The sequence below is a fragment of the Pseudomonas amygdali genome, from assembly GCF_002699855.1.
Lineage (GTDB): Bacteria > Pseudomonadota > Gammaproteobacteria > Pseudomonadales > Pseudomonadaceae > Aquipseudomonas > Aquipseudomonas amygdali.
In genome coordinates this window covers 51,091-69,968 of record NZ_LKBW01000013.1, presented here as the reverse complement: position 1 = coordinate 69,968, position 18,878 = coordinate 51,091, and the positions used below count along the sequence as shown (strand labels likewise).

The following is an 18,878-nucleotide window of genomic DNA, read 5'->3' as shown; positions in this document are numbered from 1 at the left end:
GAGCTGGTAAAACAAGGGCCTGCCTGACGGCAGGCCCTAACCAGCCCGAACACAAAAAAACTGATACTCCCGTCACGGGTGCCACGATTCCCGACATCCGCCGGTTATCTCAGGTAGAATGCGCGCCCGGTTTTTGGAGAAGCTCATGACCCTGCTCAAATTCAGCGATGTGTCCCTTGCTTTCGGCGCCATGCCGTTATTGGACAAGGTGTCCTGGCAGATCGCCCGTGGTGAGCGGGTGTGCATCATCGGCCGTAACGGCACAGGCAAATCCAGCATGTTGAAGCTGGTAAAAGGCGTTCAGAAGCCTGATGACGGGGCTGTCTGGCGTGCGCCCGGCCTCAAGATCGGCGAATTGCCCCAGGAATTGCCGGTAGCCGACGGACGGACTGTCTTCGACGTGGTGGCCGAAGGTCTGGATGGCGTCGGTGCGTTGCTGGCCGAATACCACCATCTGGCGCAGAACTGCGTCACCGAGGAAGACCTGAACAAGCTGATGCATGTTCAGCAGGACCTCGAAGCCCGTGATGGCTGGCGCCTGCAGCAATTGGTCGAGAGTACTCTCAGCCGCTTGCAGTTGCCTGCCGACAAGACCCTGGCCGAGTTGTCAGGTGGCTGGCGTCGCCGTGTTCTGCTGGCTCAGGCGCTGGTTTCCGAGCCGGATCTGCTGCTGCTCGACGAGCCGACCAACCACCTTGATATTGGCGCTATCGCCTGGCTTGAAGAAGCCCTCAAGGATTTCCAGGGTGCGGTGCTGTTCATCACGCACGACCGGGCATTCCTGCAAAACCTTGCGACCCGTATTCTTGAGCTGGACCGCGGTGGCCTGATCGACTGGGACGGCGATTACGCCAGTTTTCTGGTCCACAAGGAAGCCGCACTGGCAGCCGAAGAGACTGCCAACGCACTGTTCGACAAGCGTCTGGCTCAGGAAGAGGTCTGGATCCGGCAGGGCATCAAGGCTCGTCGTACCCGTAACGAAGGCCGCGTGCGTGCCCTGAAGGAGCTGCGTGTAGAGCGTAGCGAGCGCCGTGAGCGTACCGGCAAGGCCAATATCCAGCTCGATACTGCCGAAAAGTCCGGCAAGCAGGTCATGGTTCTCGACAACGTCAGCTTTGCCCATCCGGGTGGCCCGATGTTGATCAAGGATTTCTCCATGGTCCTGCAGCGCGAAGACCGTATCGGTCTGCTCGGCGCGAACGGCACCGGCAAGACCACATTGCTCAAGCTGATGCTCGACAACCTGCAGCCGACCGGTGGCAAGGTTGAAGTCGGTACGCGTCTCGATGTGGCCTATTTCGACCAGTTGCGTCACCAGCTCGACCTGGAAAAGACCGTGATCGACAACGTTGCCGAGGGGCGTGATTTCATCGACATCGATGGCCAGAGCCGTCATGTCCTGAGTTACCTGGGTGACTTCCTGTTCAGCCCGCAACGTGCCCGCACGCCAGTCAAGGCGCTGTCCGGTGGCGAGCGTGCCCGTCTGTTGCTGGCCAAATTGTTCAGCAAGCCTGCCAACCTGCTGGTGCTCGACGAACCGACCAACGACCTGGACGTCGAAACTCTGGAGCTGCTCGAAGAGGTCTTGCTGACCTTCAAGGGCACCGTGCTGATGGTCAGTCACGACCGGGCATTCCTGGACAATGTCGTCACCAGCACGCTGGTGTTCGAAGGTGAAGGCAAGGTTCGCGAATACGTCGGTGGTTATCAGGACTGGCTGCGTCAGGGCGGTTCGCCGCGTCTTCTGGGTGTTGCCGACACCAAGTCGGGCAAGGCCGAACTGGCCAGCGCTGTGGTGCAGGCCGCACCGGTTGCCGCGCAGGACATGCCGGTCGCCAAGAAGAAACTCAGCTACAAACTTCAGCGCGAGCTGGAGGCGCTGCCTGCACAGATCGATGAGGTTGAAGGCAAGATGGCCGTCCTGACTGCAGAAATGGCCGAGCCGGGCTTTTACCAGCGTTCTGCGGAACAGACTGCTGCCGTGCTGGCGCAGCTGGAAAACCTGCAGGCCGAGCTGGACAAGCTGCTGGAGCGCTGGGCCGAACTGGACGAGTGATCGCTGACGCGTTCGTGTGATGCAAAAAAGCCCGGGTAACAGGGCTTTTCGCTGTAGCAGGTCAGATTACTCGGGCTTTTTAAGGCTCACTGCCAGCACATCGCACGGAGCACCGTGCAGGACGTCGTTGGCGGTGGAGCCAAGCAACAAGGCCAGGCCATGGCGGCCATGGCTGCCGACAACGATCAGGTCGCAAGCTTCGCTCTTGGCCAGCTTGTGGATTTCCTGTCGTGGCTGACCAAACACCATATGGCTTTCACTGTTTTCCAGCTGCGGGTACTTGAGTTTGAGCTTTCCGAGCTTTTCCCTGGCCTGATCGATCTGTTGTTGTTGCAATTGCGAAAGGTCCATCGGGACATCACCGCCAAATGCCATGGCGATTGGCTCGACGATGTGCACCACTGACAGTTTTGCTTCGCTGGCCTTGGCCAGCAAGCTGGCGCGACGGATGACCGGGTCACACTCATCGGTGAGGTCGATGGCAACCAGAATGTGTTCGTACGGCATGAGGGTGTCCTCCGGGAACATTGCGATGGTGGGAGTATGGCTCTTTCGTTCGCATCTGGGCAGACCCTTGTGCAAGCCATTGTTTTCAAAAATGTTGTGAGAAGTCCGAAATCGGCTTGGGGGCAAGAAATATGACGGTCTGGATAGTCCTGTCAATCATTGGTGTGATGCTGAGCCCGCTTGTGTGGTTGCGCCCGTCGCGTCATCAGAGCGGCAGGATGGCATTGCGCATGGAGGCGCGCCGTCTGGGAATGGGTATGCAGCTTGCCCCGCAAGAGTGGCCGCACTGGCTGACGAAAGAGCCGCCAAGCCCTTGCGCGCAGTACCATCGCCCGCGGCTGGGCTCGCATGCAGATGCCTGGGTTTACTGGCAGAGCGAGCCGGGCGTCTGGCGCAACCGCTGGCGTGAGGTCTGCGAAGATCCAAAGCTGCTGCCTCATCTGCAGACGTTGCCCGCAGATGCCTACAAGGTCGAAGCTGACGGGCAGATGGTTGCCGTGTACTGGGCGGAGCGGGGCGAGGCAGAAGTGTTGCAGCGTATTGATAAGCTGCTCAAGGAATTGGCCTGAGCCTGACTCAAAGGCATTAAATCGCAGGCATTAAAAAGCCCGATAACAACATCGGACCGGGGTTGGCCAGGCAGGCCGATAATTCGTCGCGTGCCGACAGGCTTTCGCCGCCATGTCGGCCTTCGCTGTTGCGCACCCGCAAATCAGCTGCATTGCGAGCCTCTTGTGGCGCAGTGTTGCGACTCTAGCCCTTTTGCTCCATTTTGTCGCGATTCCTGCAAATATTTTTTGTATGTGCCCTCAGGCGGTGCGTCCGCACCTGATTTTCCTGGCCTACAGCTGTCTCGTGTCACGCTCTCTAGATCAGGCTACAGCACCTGAGTTGGGCTACTATCACGCTGGCGAATGATGGCGGATCGCACACAGGCGTGGGCATTATGGAGTGCCTGCATATTCCCGCGAAAACGAATATTTTCGAGTGTTTAGTCGAATTGACAATCTCTCGGTTATGCCTGATGGTGTGCGTACCCAAATCAAACGGTCGTATGAAATGATCGTTTGGTCGTCAGAAGGCTCTGACAGAATCCTGGCTACCACGTCGCGGCGGGTAAACGTGTGATTTGGCGAGTTCATCGACGGCGACGTCGTAGCCCCGTCGGACATTAATGTCCGGCGGGTATTGTTCAGCTTCCATATTGTGGAGATCAGTTGATGATTTACGAAGGTAAAGCCATCACGGTTAAGGCTCTTGAAAGTGGCATCGTCGAATTGAATTTCGATCTCAAGGGTGAGTCCGTCAACAAGTTCAACCGCCTCACCCTCAATGAATTGCGTCAGGCAGTCGATGCAATCAAGGCCGATGCCTCGGTCAAGGGCGTGATCGTCAGCAGTGGCAAGGACGTGTTCATCGTCGGTGCCGACATCACCGAGTTCGTCGACAACTTCAAGTTGCCGGAAGCCGAACTGGTTGCGGGCAATCTGCAAGCCAACAGGATTTTCAGCGATTTCGAAGATCTGGGCGTGCCCACCGTTGTCGCTATCAACGGCATTGCGCTGGGCGGCGGTCTGGAAATGTGCCTGGCCGCAGACTATCGGGTCATCTCCAGCAGTGCTCGCATCGGTCTGCCCGAAGTCAAGCTGGGCCTATACCCTGGTTTCGGCGGTACTGTGCGTTTGCCGCGCATCATCGGTGCTGACAACGCAATCGAATGGATCGCGTCAGGCAAGGAAAGCTCCGCAGAGGATGCTCTGAAGGTTGGTGCCGTTGATGCGGTAGTTGCACCCGAGAAGCTTCAGGCCGCGGCCCTTGACCTGATTCAGCGCGCCATTTCCGGCGAGCTCGACTACAAGGCCAAGCGCCAGCCCAAGCTGGACAAGCTCAAGCTCAATGCCATCGAGCAAATGATGGCATTCGAAACCGCCAAAGGTTTTGTCGCAGGTCAGGCCGGACCGAACTATCCGGCACCGGTCGAGGCCATCAAGACCATCCAGAAAGCCGCCAATTTCGGTCGTGACAAGGCGCTGGAAATCGAAGCCGCCGGTTTCGTGAAAATGGCCAAGACATCTGCTGCGCAGAGCCTTATCGGCCTGTTTCTGAACGATCAGGAACTGAAAAAGAAAGCCAAGGGCTACGACGCAGTCGCCAAGGAAGTGAAACAGGCCGCCGTACTGGGCGCCGGGATCATGGGCGGCGGTATTGCCTATCAGTCGGCAGTCAAGGGCACGCCCATCCTGATGAAGGACATCCGCGAGGAAGCCATTCAGCTGGGTCTGAACGAAGCCTCCAAACTGCTTGGCGGCCGTCTGGAAAAAGGCCGTCTGACTGCGGCGAAGATGGCCGAAGCGCTTAACGCGATTCGTCCTACGCTTTCCTACGGCGATTTCGGCAACGTCGACCTGGTGGTCGAAGCGGTTGTCGAAAACCCGAAGGTCAAGCAGGCGGTATTGGCGGAAGTCGAAGCCAACGTGGGTGAGCACACCATTCTGGCGTCCAACACTTCGACCATCTCGATCAGCTTGCTGGCCAAGGCCCTCAAGCGTCCGGAAAACTTCGTCGGCATGCACTTCTTCAACCCGGTGCACATGATGCCGCTGGTGGAAGTGATCCGTGGCGAGAAGTCCAGCGAAGAAGCGGTCGCCACGACCGTTGCGTACGCCAGGAAAATGGGCAAGAACCCGATTGTGGTCAACGACTGCCCGGGCTTTCTGGTCAACCGCGTACTGTTTCCGTACTTCGGCGGTTTTGCCAGGCTGGTCAGCGCAGGCGTGGATTTCGTGCGCATCGACAAGGTCATGGAGAAATTCGGCTGGCCGATGGGGCCTGCCTACTTGATGGACGTTGTCGGTATCGACACCGGCCACCATGGCCGTGATGTCATGGCCGAAGGTTTCCCTGACCGGATGAAGGATGATCGCCGCTCTGTGGTTGACGCGCTGTATGAAGCCAAACGTCTGGGACAGAAGAACGGCAAGGGCTTCTACGCCTACGAGACCGACAAGAAGGGCAAGCCCAAGAAGGTCAATGACCCGGCTGTGCTGGATGTGCTCAAGCCGATCGTCTACGAACAGCGTGAAGTGAGCGATGAAGACATCATCAACTGGATGATGATCCCGTTGTGCCTGGAAACGGTTCGCTGCCTGGAAGACGGCATCGTCGAAACCGCTGCCGAAGCCGACATGGGCCTGATCTACGGTATTGGTTTCCCTCCATTCCGTGGCGGTGCGCTGCGCTACATCGACTCCATCGGTGTTGCCGAATTCGTTGCCCTGGCTGACCAATACGCCGAGCTGGGTGCCCTGTATCAACCGACCGCGAAGCTGCGTGAAATGGCCAGTAAAGGCCAGAGCTTCTTCGGTCAAGCGTCTTCCGAGGAATGAACGAATGAGCCTTAATCCAAGAGACGTCGTGATTGTCGACTTCGGTCGTACCCCGATGGGTCGCTCCAAGGGCGGCATGCACCGTAACACCCGTGCTGAAGACATGTCCGCGCATTTGATCAGCAAATTGCTAGAGCGCAACAACAAGGTTGATCCGGCTGAAGTCGAGGACGTGATCTGGGGCTGTGTCAACCAGACCCTGGAGCAGGGTTGGAACATCGCGCGCATGGCGTCATTGCTGACCCAGATCCCGCACACTTCGGCTGCGCAGACAGTAAGCCGTCTGTGTGGTTCGTCCATGAGCGCGCTGCACACCGCTGCGCAGGCGATCATGACCAACAACGGTGACGTGTTCGTCATCGGTGGTGTGGAGCACATGGGCCACGTCAGCATGATGCATGGCGTGGACCCGAACCCGCACATGTCCCTGCACGCTGCCAAAGCCTCCGGAATGATGGGCCTGACCGCTGAAATGCTCGGCAAAATGCATGGCATCACCCGCGAGCAGCAGGATGCCTTCGGCCTGCGTTCCCACCAGTTGGCCCACAAGGCGACGCTGGAAGGCAAGTTCAAGGATGAGATCATCCCGATGCAGGGGTATGACGAGAACGGCTTCCTCAAGGTCTTTGACTACGATGAGACCATTCGTCCGGACACCACCCTGGAAAGTCTCGCCGCGCTCAAGCCGGCGTTCAATCCAAAAGGTGGCACCGTGACTGCCGGTACGTCCTCGCAGATCACTGACGGTGCGTCGTGCATGATTGTCATGTCGGCGCAGCGCGCCCAGGACCTCGGTATCCAGCCTCTGGCGGTGATTCGCTCGATGGCCGTGGCCGGTGTCGACCCAGCGATCATGGGCTATGGTCCGGTTCCGGCAACTCAGAAAGCGCTCAAGCGTGCAGGCCTGACGATCGCCGATATCGACTTCATCGAGCTCAACGAAGCCTTCGCTGCACAGGCCTTGCCGGTGTTGAAAGATTTGAAAGTGCTCGACAAGATGAACGAGAAGGTTAACCTGCACGGCGGCGCCATCGCTCTGGGTCATCCGTTTGGGTGTTCCGGCGCGCGCATCTCCGGCACCTTGCTCAATGTCATGAAGCAAAATGGCGGCACCTTCGGTGTGTCTACCATGTGTATTGGTCTGGGGCAGGGCATCGCGACCGTTTTCGAACGCGTCTGATTCCTGTGTGTGATGCGAGCCGGGGCTTGGTGCCCCGGCTTTTGTTTTTTGAAAAAAAGGTTTCTTCAGCCAAATTTTTTGAACGTGTTACAAGAGGACCGCAGCATGCAACTGCAACCAGGGCTCTATCGCCATTACAAAGGCCCGCAGTACCGGGTTTTCAGTGTTGCCAGGCATTCCGAAACCGAAGAGGAAGTCGTGTTCTATCAGGCTCTGTACGGCGATTTCGGGATGTGGGTGCGTCCCTTGAGCATGTTTCTGGAGTCGGTCGAGGTTGACGGCGAGCACGTCCCGCGCTTTGCTCTGGTTGAGGCTGAACCCGGCCTGTTTTCACCAACGTGAGAAGGAATTGCACAACAGGCTGTGCTTGACCTCACCTTGTAGCCACTATATATAGCGTGGCCTTTACAAGCTCCTCACTGTCTTTCATCTAGTTATTCAGGAATTTTCTGATCCATGGGCAAATCGCTGGTCATCGTGGAATCCCCGGCTAAGGCCAAGACCATCAACAAGTATTTGGGCAACCAGTACGTGGTGAAGTCGAGTATCGGCCATATCCGAGACCTGCCCACCAGCGGTTCGGCTAGTGCCGCCAAAGACCCTGCCGCCAAGCGTGGCAAGGCTGCTGCGGGCGAGGGCCCGGTACTGACGCCTAAAGAAAAGGCGCAGCGCCAGTTGGTCTCGCGCATGGGAGTCGATCCGGAACATGGCTGGAAGGCCAAGTACGAGATCCTTCCTGGCAAGGAAAAGGTCATTGAAGAGCTGCGCAAGCTCGCCAAGGATGCCGACACCATCTATCTCGCGACGGACTTGGACCGCGAAGGGGAAGCCATTGCCTGGCACCTGCGCGAAGCCATCGGCGGGGATGACAGCCGCTACAAGCGCGTGGTGTTCAACGAGATCACCAAGAAAGCCATTCAGGAAGCGTTTTCCAAGCCAGGCGAGCTGGACATTGCCCGGGTCAACGCTCAGCAAGCGCGTCGTTTCCTTGACCGCGTCGTAGGCTACATGGTCTCGCCGCTGCTCTGGCAGAAAGTGGCCCGTGGTTTGTCTGCCGGTCGTGTGCAGTCGGTTGCGGTGAAGCTGGTGGTGGAGCGTGAGCGTGAAATTCGCGCGTTCAACCCTGAAGAATACTGGGAAATCCACGCCGATCTGGGCACCGCCAAAGGCGCCAATGTGCGGTTCGAAGTGGCGCGTGAAAACGGCGAAGCGTTCAAACCGCTGAACGAAACCCAGGCCATGGTAGCCCTTGAAAAGCTCAAGGCGTCCAGCTACAGCATCGTCAAGCGTGAAGACAAGCCGACCAGCAGCAAGCCCTCGGCGCCGTTCATCACCTCGACCCTGCAGCAGGCGGCGAGCAATCGCCTGGGCTTCGGCGTCAAGAAGACCATGATGATGGCACAGCGCTTGTATGAGGCTGGCTACATCACTTACATGCGTACCGACTCGACCAATCTATCGGCCGACGCGGTAAGCATGGCGCGTGACTACATCGAAACCGAGTTCGGCAAGAAGTACCTGCCGGAATCGCCTAACGTCTACAGCAGCAAGGAAGGCGCGCAAGAGGCTCACGAAGCGATTCGACCTTCCGACGTCAACACCCACCCGAGCAAGCTTGCCGGGATGGAGCGTGACGCCGAGCGCCTTTACGAGTTGATCTGGCGTCAGTTCGTGGCTTGCCAGATGCTGCCTGCACAATACCTGTCGACCACTGTCACGGTCGCCGCAAGCGACTTCGAGCTGCGCGCCAAGGGCCGCATCCTCAAGTTCGACGGCTATACCCGTGCGTTGCCACAGATGGCCAAGCCGGGCGATGACGACGTTTTGCCGGACATGGCGCAGGGCGAAGCGCTGAAGCTGAACAAGCTCGACCCCAGCCAGCACTTCACCAAGCCGCCAGCGCGTTATTCCGAAGCCAGTCTGGTCAAGGAAATGGAAAAGCGCGGTATCGGTCGCCCGTCGACCTACGCCGCGATCATTTCGACCATTCAGGACCGTGGCTACGTGGCGCTGCACAATCGCCGCTTTTACTCGGAAAAAATGGGTGACATCGTCACCGGACGTCTGTCCGAAAGCTTTTCCAACCTGATGGACTATGGCTTTACCGCCGGGATGGAAGAAAACCTCGACGACGTGGCTCAGGGTGAGCGCGACTGGAAAAACGTCCTGGACGAGTTCTACGGTGATTTCCGTAAAAAGCTCGACGTGGCCGAGGCCGCTGATGGCGGCATGCGTGCCAACCAGCCGGTGATGACCGATATCCCGTGCAAGGTATGCGGCCGCCCGATGCAGATTCGCACCGCCTCGACGGGTGTGTTTCTGGGTTGCTCCGGCTACAGCCTGCCGCCCAAGGAACGCTGCAAGGCGACTGTCAATCTGACCCTCGGCGACGAAATTGCCGACGATGACGAGGGCGAGTCCGAGTCGCGGGTTCTGCGCGGTAAACATCGCTGCCCGATCTGTAGCACGGCGATGGACGCGCATCTGCTCGACGAAAAGCACAAACTGCACATATGCGGCAACAACCCCGATTGCACAGGTTACGAGATCGAGGAAGGCACTTACCGGATCAAAGGCTACGAAGGCCCGAGTCTGGAATGCGACAAGTGCGGCAGCGAAATGCAGCTCAAAACCGGTCGTTTCGGCAAGTTCTTCGGCTGTACCAATCCGGAGTGCAAGAACACCCGCAAGCTGCTGAAAAGCGGCGACGCAGCACCACCGAAGATGGACCCGGTGAAGATGCCGGAGCTCAAGTGCGACAAGGTCGACGACACCTACATTCTGCGTGACGGCGCTTCGGGCCTGTTCCTGGCTGCCAGCCAGTTCCCGAAAAACCGTGAAACCCGTGCCCCGCTGGTTATCGAGATCGCGCCGCACAAGGACGAAATCGATCCCAAGTACCACTTCCTTTGCGAAGCGCCGAAGAAGGATCCGGACGGTCGTCCAACAGTGATCCGTTACAGTCGCAAGACCAAAGAGCAGTATGTCCAGACCGAAGTAGAGGGCAAGCCTACGGGCTGGCGTGCGTTCTACGACGGCAGCGCCTGGAAGGTTGAAGACAAGCGTTGATCGCAAGCGCCCGACGCAAACGTGTCGGGCGCTGTTTTCGACAGGCACGGCCTGCGGTGCCAGACTGATCCGGCGCCACAGGCTATGCTGTCCTCTATCCCATTGTTATGGAGAGTCTCGCCATGGCTCATGAACTCTATACCCGTACCAACCAGAAGATCTATTTCGCAGGGCTTGCGCTCGAAGCGTTGGGGAAGGCGGAGAAGGGGCAGGCGGTGAACGCGCCTGCATTGTTGCAGGCCGAGCGTGAGTCCGCCTTGTTTCATCTGTATGGCGCGCTGCTCGGCTTGTGCCACGAGATCGCGGGGTTCTACCGACTGCCGCAGGCCGGCTCGCGTCGTGCGGAGGACTTGTTGACTCAGGAAGTGCTGAACGCCATAGCAATTCCCGAAATGGCCGAGTTGGTTGAGCTTGCCCAGAACCGCCAGACATGGCTGGCTCAGTTGCTGACGGCCTATAACGCGTTGTATGAGCCGCCGCGTGCACCGAAAAAGCTCAAGGGTGACGTCACGCAGCCGATGATACAGGCTGTGAACCTGGACGCTGAGCCGGAGTCTGAACTGACACGTGAAGAGCTCGAAAACTGGCGTCAGCAACTCAAAGGGTTGGCCATCCGTTTTCGTGAAGGCCTGAGCGAGTGCTGAAAACCAATGAAGTGCAGGCTGGCAGGCTGTTACAATGCCCGCCTCTTGCGGAGTAACTGTAATGCCTACCTCTTTCCTGGAAATTGTCGAACTGCCTGACGGACGTATTGAACTGCGTCGTGCCGATGACGAGGGTTCTCTGGTGACGCTTGATTTCTCTGCGGATGCCAAAGCGTTCATGCAAGGTCAGCATGTTGAAGTCGCCAAGGCCATGTTGAGTGTGGGCGTACAGATGGCTGGCCGTCTGGCTGAGGGCGAAGTCGAGAAGGATGACGTGCCCCACGTCCTGCACTGATCGACGACCGGGCTTTTTAGCCCAGCCGGATGTTCAGGCTCTGTGCTTCCCCGATTTTTGCAGCACTGATCAATTGCTGACGCGCTGCGGTGCCAAGTGTATTGATCCAGCTCACAACCGTATGGCTACGGCCAAGTCTGAGTGCTTCGCGAGTCAGCTCCAGTACACTTTGTGTGCCGCGCGGCTGCAGTAGCAGAATCCGTTCCCTATTGAGTCCTGCATCGCGCAACCAGGTCTGGGTCAGGCTTGAGGGTGGCGCAATCAGCGTCAGCCAGCGTGCGTCGATTTCTTCGCTCAGTTCCCGAAGGATAGGGGCCAGAAGGTTCAGGCAGTTCCCGGCGGCGCCGCGCAAAGACAGTTCACTGAAGAGTTCTGGCTCGTTGCCCCAGGGTGTTTCCACTGCATCGGCAAGCAGCGGGGCGATGGGCTGAGCCAGAAACGCCTCGAACAGTGGCAATTGTGAATGCGGTGCTTGATGGAACTGCATAACGCCTCCTTAGCGGCGAATGACGCCGACGCTCAAACCTTCGATCACCAGCTCCTGATCCTTGAGATCGACCTCGATAGGGGCGAAATCAGGGTTTTCAGCCAGCAGCCAGACTTTGCTGCCTTCACGCTTGAAACGCTTGACGGTGACTTCGTCGCCGATCCGGGCAACTACGATCTGGCCGTTACGTGCTTCGCGAGTGGTGTGCACCGCCAACAGGTCGCCATCCAGAATCCCGACGTCCTTCATACTCATACCGTGAACGCGCAGCAGGTAGTTGGCGCTGGGGTGGAAAAAGTAAGGGTTGATGTTGCAGGACTCTTCGATATGTTGCTGAGCCAGAATCGGCGCGCCAGCTGCTACGCGACCAATGACCGGCAGGCTGCTTTCATCCGGCCGTGCTTCAAAGCCGGGAATGCGGATGCCGCGTGAGGCACCAGGGGTCATTTCGATGGCGCCTTTGCGAGCCAATGCCTTAAGGTGTTCTTCCGCTGCGTTGGGCGATTTGAAACCCAGCTCCTGGGCGATTTCCACACGTGTAGGTGGAAAGCCGTTGTCTTCCAGGCAGCGTTTGATGAAGCCCAGGATTTCAGCCTGGCGTGGCGTCAGTTTGATCATGATGGGCGCTCTGGCTTTTTATACAGTGACTGGGATTATATACAGTGAACGCGCGTTGGCAATCATCCTTTTTACTTTCGCCGCCAGGCGGTGCGGTGGGGGGTTGCGAAGCCTTGCGTCAAAAAGCGCTGCATAAGCTGTCTATTGTCATTTAACATCCAGTTTCGTGACTGTTCAGCCACAAAATGAACGGGTCCGCTTGACAAACGGGGCGCCTGATACGTATGTTTCAAACGTTCGTTTGTTAGGCAGAGAGCCATGGCCCAGTCGGAAACCGTTGAACGCATTCTTGATGCTGCCGAGCAGTTATTCGCAGAAAAGGGGTTTGCTGAAACCTCCTTGCGTCTCATCACCAGCAAGGCTTCGGTCAATCTGGCTGCGGTGAACTATCACTTCGGTTCGAAAAAGGCGCTGATTCAGGCGGTGTTCTCACGTTTTCTCGGCCCGTTCTGCATCAGTCTCGATCGCGAGCTGGAGCGTCGCCAGGCAAAACCCGAACACAAGCCGAGCCTGGAAGAACTGCTGGAGATCCTCGTCGAGCAGGCGCTTGTCGTGCAACCGCGAAGCGGTAACGACCTGTCGATCTTCATGCGTCTTTTAGGGCTTGCCTTCAGTCAGAGTCAGGGCCACCTGCGCCGTTATCTTGAAGACATGTACGGTAAGGTGTTCCGTCGTTACATGACGCTGGTCAACGAAGCCGCCCCCCGTATTCCGCCTATCGAGCTGTTCTGGCGCGTGCACTTCATGCTCGGTGCCGCTGCATTCAGCATGTCTGGCATCAAGGCCTTGCGTGCGATTGCCGAAACCGATTTTGGCGTCAATACCTCCATCGAGCAGGTCATGCGCCTGATGGTGCCGTTTCTGGCCGCAGGCATGCGTGCCGACACCGGCGTCAGTGACCCGACCATGATCGCCGCTCAACTCAGGCCGCGCAGCAAGAGCAGCGCCGGCACGCCTGCGGTCGCCAAGGCCTGACCCGCAAAGCCTTAATGTACCGGCGCATCGCATTGCGTCAGGCTTCAGGATCAAGCACCATGCCCGGATTGCAAATGGGCACTGGTGTGTAAGGGTTTTTTCTATGAGTTCTGGCCTGCAAGGCTCCCTGATGGTCGATGTCGCCGGCACCTGGCTTACCAGCGAAGACCGTCAGTTTCTGCGTCAGCCCGAAGTGGGCGGTTTGATTATCTTTGCCCGAAACATCGAGCATCCCCGTCAGGTTCGTGAACTGAGTGCGGCGATTCGCGCCGTTCGCCCGGACTTGCTGCTGGCAGTGGATCAGGAGGGCGGCAGGGTCCAGCGCCTGCGGCAGGGGTTCGTGCGTCTACCGCCGATGCGCGCCATTGCCGACAAGCCAGATGCTGTGCTGCTGGCCGAGCATTGCGGCTGGCTGATGGCCACCGAAGTATTGGCTGTCGGCCTGGACCTGAGTTTTGCTCCGGTGCTGGATCTGGACTACCAGCGCAGCGCGGTCGTCGGGACGCGTTCGTTTGAGGGCGACCCGGAGCGTGCTGCGCTGCTGGCAGGGGCGTTTATTCGTGGCATGAACGCGGCTGGCATGGCTGCGACCGGCAAGCATTTCCCTGGCCACGGCTGGGCCGAAGCCGACTCTCACGTGGCTATCCCGAATGACGAGCGCAGTCTGGAACAGATTCGCGCCAGCGATCTGGTGCCGTTCGCACGCCTGAGCCGACAGCTCGCTGCAGTGATGCCTGCTCATGTCATCTACCCGAAAGTCGATTCGCAGCCTGCCGGTTTCTCCAAGCGCTGGCTGCAAGACATCCTGCGCGACGAACTGAAATTTGACGGTTTTATTTTCAGCGATGATCTGTCGATGGCCGGTGCCCATGTGGTCGGTGATGCCGCCAGCCGTATCGAGGCTGCGCTGACGGCGGGTTGCGACATAGGGCTGGTATGCAACGACCGCGCTGCGGCAGAGCTGGCCCTCGGTGCGGCTCAGCGCCTGAAAGTCAGGCCTTCGCCGCGCATCGCGCGTATGCGCGGTCAGGCATCAGCCAGTACTGATTATCGGCAACACCCGCGCTGGCAGGCCGCGCTTCAGGCCCTGCGCGCTGCTCAACTGATCGATTAAGGATTTGCGATGACTGTTTACGCGATTATTGGTGGGACTGGCCTGACCCAGCTGGAAGGCCTGAACATTCGGCAGTCCTTGCCGATGAACACGCCTTATGGCGCACCTTCCGGCGAAATCCAGATCGGCGATTATGCCGGTCGCGAAGTGATGTTTTTGGCGCGGCATGGTCATCCGCACCGTTTGCCACCGCATCAGGTCAACTACCGGGCCAACATCTGGGCCTTGAAGCAGGCTGGTGCCGAAGCGATTCTGGCGGTCAATGCGGTAGGTGGCATACATCCTGCGATGGGCACCGGGCACTTTTGCGTGCCGCATGATCTGGTCGACTACACCAGCGGTCGCCAGCACACGTTCTTTGCCGATGATCTGGAAGAGGTCACGCACATCGACTTCAGCTATCCCTACAGCGAAGCGTTACGGGCGCGGCTGGTTGCAGCACTGGCCGCTGAAGGGTGCGAGTTCTCTGATCGGGGTGTCTATGCCTGTACTCAGGGGCCGCGCCTGGAGACGGTCGCCGAAATCATCCGCCTTGAGCGTGATGGCTGCGACATCGTCGGCATGACTGGTATGCCCGAGGCCGCTCTGGCCCGTGAGCTGGAGCTGGAATACGCCTGCCTGGCGCTGGTGGTCAATCCGGCAGCGGGCAAGTCGACCACTGTCATAACCATGGCAGAAATCGAACAGGCCCTGCGCGATGGTATGGGCAAGGTAAAAGCCACGCTCGCCCGGGTTCTGTCAGCCTCCTGACTTACAGCATGCGCTTGAGGGTATTGTCCTTGCGCACAAGGTGATGCCAGAGCGCGGCGACTACGTGCAGGGCGATGACGTAATAGAAGATCGAGCCCAGCAGCTTGTGCACATCTTCGAACGTTTCGGCCCTGCGATCCGAGGTCGGCAGGGGCCAGGGTATCTGCAGGTCGGTGAGGGGAATGGGTAACGCGCCTTTTTCCACCATCACCGTCAGCAGACCCAATAAAGGCTGAGCGAACAGGAACGCATACAGCGCGTAATGCGTAAGTGTCGCGGCTAAGCGCAACGCGCCTTCAAGCGGCGGCGTTATGCCGGGCGGACGATGCCGTCGACGTTCGGCGACGCGGAAAAACGCCATGGCCAGAATCACAATCCCCACCCAGAAATGGCTCTGCACGACCAGTGTGCGGTATTCAGAACCCTTGCCAAACTGACTGCGGCTCAGAATCAGGGTATACGCCAGCACAATCAGTATGGCCATGACCCAGTGCAGCCATCTGGCTCGTGCGGTGTAGCGTTGAGAAGTCGGTGCATCCACGGTTGGATTCCTTGTCGCTTTTTTACAGGTCCCGTAAGCAGTTTAGGCAGTTGCCGGGATCCTGCGTTTCATTTGTACGCGTTTTTTTCAGCGTCAGATCAGTGCCATTGAATATGCCCGACTGAATATGGCAAATACGCAGCACAGGCGACACGGGACGGAACCTGTGCCGATGGGTGGCTTCATATGACGTGAATATTCACCCGGGAGCGAGTCTTGACCAGTGCCAATCCGCCTGTCGGCCCAGCAACGCCAGTGTCCGCCAGTGTTTCATTGAATGTACTGACCATGAACATGCACATGGGCTTTGGCATTTTCAATCGCCGCTTCATTTTGCCGGAGTTGCGTGAGGCTGTGCGTACTGTATCGGCCGATATCGTGTTTCTTCAGGAAGTGCACGGCGAGCACCAGAGCCATGCGCGCAGCGTCAAGGACTGGCCGACGATTTCCCAGTACGAGTTCCTCGCCGACAGCATGTGGAACGACTTTGCCTATGGTCGTAATGCGGTGTACCCGGATGGCGATCACGGTAACGCGCTGCTGTCCAAGTACCCGATCATCCAGCACGAGAACCTCGACATTTCCATTCATGGCACCGAGCAGCGCGGTTTGCTGCACTGCATCCTGGAGGTGCCATACGCCGGTCGGGTGCATGCGGTGTGTGTTCACTTGGGCTTGCGTGAAAGCCATCGGCGTCAGCAGCTCAACCTGCTCGCCGAACTGATGGAGCGTCTTCCCGAGGGTGAGCCGGTGATCGTTGCCGGTGATTTCAATGACTGGCGTCAGCGCGCCGATGCTTTGCTGGAGGGCACCGGGTTGCACGAGGTTTTTGTCGAGCGCTTCGGCGCGCCGGCCAAAAGCTTTCCGGCCCGCTGGCCGTTGCTCCGGCTGGACCGGATCTATGTCCGCAACGCGACTTCCCACAGGCCGAAAGTATTGTCCAGCCGCCCGTGGTCTCATCTTTCCGATCATGCACCGCTGGCGGTGGAGTTGACCTTATGAGTAATACGACAGGGCAGTGGTGTGATGGCAACTCGGTAGAGCTGCTGATCAACGGTGAAGACTTCTACGCCCGGGTGTTCGAGTGCATACGGGCCGCGCGCAAAGAGGTGTTGATCGAGACTTTCATCATCTTTGAAGACCGGATTGGCGAGGGCTTGCAACAGGCGTTGCTCCAAGCTGCGGCCAACGGCGCGAAAGTGGTTGTCACGGTAGATGACTACGGGACATCGGACCTGAGTTCGGTGTTTGTCAAAACCATGATCGATGCCGGTATTCAGATTCAGCTGTTCGACCCGCGTCCGCGATTCATGGGTATGCGCACCAACCTATTCCGCCGTCTGCACCGCAAGGTGGTCGTCATTGATGGCGAACTGGGCTTTATCGGCGGCATCAACTACAGCGTCGATCACATGACTGACACGGGGGTGACGGCCAAACAGGACTATGCCGTTCTGGTCCGTGGCCCGATTGTTGGCGATATTCACCACAGCGCGTTGAACATGCTCAGCAAGGTCGTTCGTGACAAATTGCCACCCATTGCACTGAAGCTGGACCGCGCCGGTGACGCCAGCATGCTGCTCGCCGAGCGCGACAATGACGAGCACAGTACCGATATCGAAGAGCAGTACCTTGAGGCGATTCGCGCTGCGAAGCAACGGATAACCCTGGCCAACGCGTATTTTTATCCCAGCTACCGCTTTCTGCGTGAGCTGCGCAATGCGTCACGGCGGGGCGTCAAGGTCACCCTGATTTTGCAAGGTCAGCCCGACATGCCGTTCGTGCGGGTCTGCTCGCGGCTGACCTACACCTACCTGCTGCGCGACGGCGTGGTCATTCACGAGTACAAGCAACGTGCATTGCACGGCAAGGTCGCGCTGATCGATCAGGACTGGTCCACCGTGGGCTCCAGCAATCTCGACCCGCTGAGCTTGGCGCTGAACCTGGAGGCCAATCTGTTCATCCGTGATCGCGGGCTCAATGAGCATCTGCAAAACCATCTGATGGAGCTTGCCGCTGCGCACGGTAAGCAGATGAGCCTCAAGGGCGCGGCGCGTGGTCAGTGGTGGCGTGCGCCGATGATCGTTTTAAGCTTCTTTTTCCTGCGGCGTTTTCCGGCCATTGCCGGCCTGTTCCCGGTTCACGGTGTGCGCCTCAAGCCGTTACGGGCCGGTGACGTGGTGCCGGAAGCGAAAGTCATCGAACAGCAACAGAACAACCACGAGATGGACCAGGAGAAAATTTCATGACTCAGGCCGCAAATGCAGCGCCGCGAAGTGCGCAGGGAGCCAGATGGAAATGGGCAAAGCGGATATTCAATCTGTTTTTCTTCATTGCTGTCCCGGTCCTGTTGTTTCTGCTGGTCAAGAACCTTGACTGGCAAGAGGTCAAGCAGGCGCTGTCGTCCTACAAGTCCAGCACTCTGGCCATTGCCGCTGTTGTGGCCTTTGCCAGTTATGCAACCTATTGCGGTTTTGACGTACTGGCGCGGTATTACACCCGCCACACATTGTCGATCAAACAGATCGTGCCTGTGACCTTTGTCTGCTACGCATTCAACCTCAATCTCAGTTCATGGGTTGGCGGCATCGCCTTGCGTTACCGGTTGTATTCCCGGTTGGGGCTGGACGTGTCGACCATCACCCGGATTCTGAGCCTCAGCCTGATTACCAACTGGCTGGGCTACATGCTGCTGGCCGGTTTCGTGTTTTCGATGCGTTTTCTGGAGTTGCCAGAGGAATGGTCGATCGGCACCACGACCCTGCAATTGATCGGTTTCGGACTGTTGGCCGTGTGTGTTGCCTACCTGTTGGCCTGCCGGTTTTCCAAAAAGCGCTCATGGACCGTTCGTGATCAGGAATTCAATCTACCGTCGATGAAGCAGGCCTTGATGCAGGCCAGCCTGGGGGCTCTGAACTGGTCGCTGATGGCTGCGGTGATTTACACGCTGCTGCCCGACAAGGCGTTTTACCCGGCGATTCTCGGTGTGTTGCTGATCAGCAGCATCGCGGGTGTCATTACTCACATTCCAGCCGGGCTGGGCGTGCTTGAGACTGTATTCATTACCTTGCTGGCTCACCAGTTCTCCAAGGGCAGTCTGCTGGCAGCTCTGATCGGCTACCGCGCCATTTACTTCCTGCTGCCGCTGTTGATTGCATTGGTGGTGTATCTGGTGCTGGAAAAACGCGCGAAGAAAATGGGCCAGAAGAACCAGCAGCGAATGGGGCAGGAAGCGAAGACCTGAGGGCCGGGAATC

General features: G+C 58.3%; 18 protein-coding genes. 14 read left to right on the top strand and 4 right to left on the bottom strand.

What is annotated here, in order from left to right:
• The first annotated feature begins 145 nt into the window (after positions 1–145).
• Positions 146–2,056 carry an ATP-binding cassette domain-containing protein gene (locus AO277_RS02210; RefSeq protein ID WP_002554111.1) on the top strand — a complete coding sequence of 637 codons (1,911 nt, stop codon included), beginning with the start codon at positions 146–148 and terminating at the stop codon, positions 2,054–2,056.
• Positions 2,057–2,122: 66 nt separating this feature from the next.
• Here the strand turns inward: AO277_RS02210 and AO277_RS02205 are convergent, their stop codons facing one another.
• Complete coding sequence (locus AO277_RS02205; protein WP_002554110.1) at positions 2,123–2,563, bottom strand: universal stress protein; 441 nt, start codon at positions 2,561–2,563, stop codon at positions 2,123–2,125.
• Positions 2,564–2,694: 131 nt separating this feature from the next.
• Between AO277_RS02205 and AO277_RS02200 the strand changes: the two genes are divergently transcribed.
• The 7 genes from AO277_RS02200 to AO277_RS02155 all read left to right on the top strand — a co-directional run bounded on the left by AO277_RS02200 (position 2,695) and on the right by AO277_RS02155 (position 11,137).
• Positions 2,695–3,132: a hypothetical protein gene (locus tag AO277_RS02200; RefSeq protein ID WP_044317784.1), complete on the top strand. Its 438-nt coding sequence runs from the start codon at positions 2,695–2,697 to the stop codon at positions 3,130–3,132.
• 651 nt (positions 3,133–3,783) lie between these two features.
• Complete coding sequence (gene fadB / locus AO277_RS02180) at positions 3,784–5,949, top strand: fatty acid oxidation complex subunit alpha FadB (protein WP_002554107.1); 2,166 nt, start codon at positions 3,784–3,786, stop codon at positions 5,947–5,949.
• Positions 5,950–5,953: 4 nt separating this feature from the next.
• Entirely contained in the window at positions 5,954–7,129 is a 1,176-nt protein-coding gene (gene fadA, locus AO277_RS02175) for an acetyl-CoA C-acyltransferase FadA (protein WP_004656895.1), read from the top strand.
• A gap of 105 nt (positions 7,130–7,234) precedes the next feature.
• The gene (locus tag AO277_RS02170) at positions 7,235–7,471 is read left to right on the top strand and encodes a DUF1653 domain-containing protein (protein ID WP_044317785.1); all 237 of its coding nucleotides are present in this window, start codon (positions 7,235–7,237) and stop codon (positions 7,469–7,471) included.
• Between the two features lie 114 nt (positions 7,472–7,585).
• Positions 7,586–10,198, top strand: a complete 2,613-nt coding sequence (topA, locus tag AO277_RS02165) for a type I DNA topoisomerase (protein WP_044317786.1) — start codon at positions 7,586–7,588, stop codon at positions 10,196–10,198.
• Positions 10,199–10,320: 122 nt separating this feature from the next.
• The gene (locus AO277_RS02160; RefSeq protein ID WP_004665748.1) at positions 10,321–10,842 is read left to right on the top strand and encodes a DUF6586 family protein; all 522 of its coding nucleotides are present in this window, start codon (positions 10,321–10,323) and stop codon (positions 10,840–10,842) included.
• Positions 10,843–10,903: 61 nt separating this feature from the next.
• On the top strand, positions 10,904–11,137 hold the full coding sequence (locus AO277_RS02155) for a hypothetical protein (protein WP_002554102.1): 234 nt from the start codon (positions 10,904–10,906) through the stop codon (positions 11,135–11,137).
• A 16-nt stretch (positions 11,138–11,153) separates the two neighbouring features.
• Here the strand turns inward: AO277_RS02155 and sulA are convergent, their stop codons facing one another.
• Positions 11,154–11,624 carry an SOS-induced cell division inhibitor SulA gene (gene sulA / locus AO277_RS02150; RefSeq protein WP_044317787.1) on the bottom strand — a complete coding sequence of 157 codons (471 nt, stop codon included), beginning with the start codon at positions 11,622–11,624 and terminating at the stop codon, positions 11,154–11,156.
• 9 nt (positions 11,625–11,633) lie between these two features.
• Positions 11,634–12,242 (bottom strand): transcriptional repressor LexA, encoded by a 609-nt coding sequence (gene lexA / locus AO277_RS02145; RefSeq protein WP_044317788.1) that lies wholly within the window; start codon positions 12,240–12,242, stop codon positions 11,634–11,636.
• Between the two features lie 258 nt (positions 12,243–12,500).
• Here lexA and psrA point away from each other — a divergent pair, with 258 nt between their 5' ends.
• The 3 genes from psrA to AO277_RS02125 all read left to right on the top strand — a co-directional run bounded on the left by psrA (position 12,501) and on the right by AO277_RS02125 (position 15,081).
• Complete coding sequence (gene psrA / locus AO277_RS02135; protein ID WP_044317789.1) at positions 12,501–13,217, top strand: transcriptional regulator PsrA; 717 nt, start codon at positions 12,501–12,503, stop codon at positions 13,215–13,217.
• 103 nt (positions 13,218–13,320) lie between these two features.
• Positions 13,321–14,331, top strand: coding sequence for a beta-N-acetylhexosaminidase (nagZ, locus tag AO277_RS02130; protein ID WP_044317790.1), 1,011 nt, complete (start codon positions 13,321–13,323; stop codon positions 14,329–14,331).
• Positions 14,332–14,340: 9 nt separating this feature from the next.
• On the top strand, positions 14,341–15,081 hold the full coding sequence (locus tag AO277_RS02125) for an S-methyl-5'-thioinosine phosphorylase (RefSeq protein WP_002554097.1): 741 nt from the start codon (positions 14,341–14,343) through the stop codon (positions 15,079–15,081).
• 1 nt (position 15,082) lies between these two features.
• Here AO277_RS02125 and AO277_RS02120 read toward each other — a convergent pair whose 3' ends face one another.
• Positions 15,083–15,622, bottom strand: coding sequence for a cytochrome b (locus AO277_RS02120; protein WP_004656874.1), 540 nt, complete (start codon positions 15,620–15,622; stop codon positions 15,083–15,085).
• A 216-nt stretch (positions 15,623–15,838) separates the two neighbouring features.
• Between AO277_RS02120 and AO277_RS02115 the strand changes: the two genes are divergently transcribed.
• Genes AO277_RS02115 through AO277_RS02105 form a run of 3 tightly spaced genes read left to right on the top strand, consistent with a single transcriptional unit; the run spans position 15,839 to position 18,866 of the window.
• Positions 15,839–16,624, top strand: a complete 786-nt coding sequence (locus tag AO277_RS02115) for an endonuclease/exonuclease/phosphatase family protein (RefSeq protein ID WP_002554095.1) — start codon at positions 15,839–15,841, stop codon at positions 16,622–16,624.
• The gene (clsB, locus tag AO277_RS02110) at positions 16,621–17,871 is read left to right on the top strand and encodes a cardiolipin synthase ClsB (RefSeq protein WP_044317791.1); all 1,251 of its coding nucleotides are present in this window, start codon (positions 16,621–16,623) and stop codon (positions 17,869–17,871) included. The genes AO277_RS02115 and clsB overlap by 4 nt, the downstream gene beginning before the upstream one ends.
• Entirely contained in the window at positions 17,868–18,866 is a 999-nt protein-coding gene (locus AO277_RS02105) for a lysylphosphatidylglycerol synthase domain-containing protein (protein ID WP_044317792.1), read from the top strand. The genes clsB and AO277_RS02105 overlap by 4 nt, the downstream gene beginning before the upstream one ends.
• The last annotated feature ends 12 nt before the right edge of the window (positions 18,867–18,878 follow it).

Excerpts from the sequence above, each read along its gene's own strand:
- AO277_RS02155 (WP_002554102.1), top strand. The coding sequence starts at position 10,904 with ATGCCTACCTCTTTCCTGGAAATTGTCGAACTGCCTGACGGACGTATT.
- topA (WP_044317786.1), top strand. The coding sequence starts at position 7,586 with ATGGGCAAATCGCTGGTCATCGTGGAATCCCCGGCTAAGGCCAAGACC.
- AO277_RS02160 (WP_004665748.1), top strand. The coding sequence starts at position 10,321 with ATGGCTCATGAACTCTATACCCGTACCAACCAGAAGATCTATTTCGCA.
- AO277_RS02170 (WP_044317785.1), top strand. The coding sequence starts at position 7,235 with ATGCAACTGCAACCAGGGCTCTATCGCCATTACAAAGGCCCGCAGTAC.
- clsB (WP_044317791.1), top strand. The coding sequence starts at position 16,621 with ATGAGTAATACGACAGGGCAGTGGTGTGATGGCAACTCGGTAGAGCTG.
- psrA (WP_044317789.1), top strand. The coding sequence starts at position 12,501 with ATGGCCCAGTCGGAAACCGTTGAACGCATTCTTGATGCTGCCGAGCAG.
- AO277_RS02200 (WP_044317784.1), top strand. The coding sequence starts at position 2,695 with ATGACGGTCTGGATAGTCCTGTCAATCATTGGTGTGATGCTGAGCCCG.
- lexA (WP_044317788.1), bottom strand. The coding sequence starts at position 12,242 with ATGATCAAACTGACGCCACGCCAGGCTGAAATCCTGGGCTTCATCAAA.
- sulA (WP_044317787.1), bottom strand. The coding sequence starts at position 11,624 with ATGCAGTTCCATCAAGCACCGCATTCACAATTGCCACTGTTCGAGGCG.
- fadB (WP_002554107.1), top strand. The coding sequence starts at position 3,784 with ATGATTTACGAAGGTAAAGCCATCACGGTTAAGGCTCTTGAAAGTGGC.
- AO277_RS02210 (WP_002554111.1), top strand. The coding sequence starts at position 146 with ATGACCCTGCTCAAATTCAGCGATGTGTCCCTTGCTTTCGGCGCCATG.
- nagZ (WP_044317790.1), top strand. The coding sequence starts at position 13,321 with ATGAGTTCTGGCCTGCAAGGCTCCCTGATGGTCGATGTCGCCGGCACC.
- AO277_RS02205 (WP_002554110.1), bottom strand. The coding sequence starts at position 2,563 with ATGCCGTACGAACACATTCTGGTTGCCATCGACCTCACCGATGAGTGT.
- fadA (WP_004656895.1), top strand. The coding sequence starts at position 5,954 with ATGAGCCTTAATCCAAGAGACGTCGTGATTGTCGACTTCGGTCGTACC.
- AO277_RS02125 (WP_002554097.1), top strand. The coding sequence starts at position 14,341 with ATGACTGTTTACGCGATTATTGGTGGGACTGGCCTGACCCAGCTGGAA.
- AO277_RS02105 (WP_044317792.1), top strand. The coding sequence starts at position 17,868 with ATGACTCAGGCCGCAAATGCAGCGCCGCGAAGTGCGCAGGGAGCCAGA.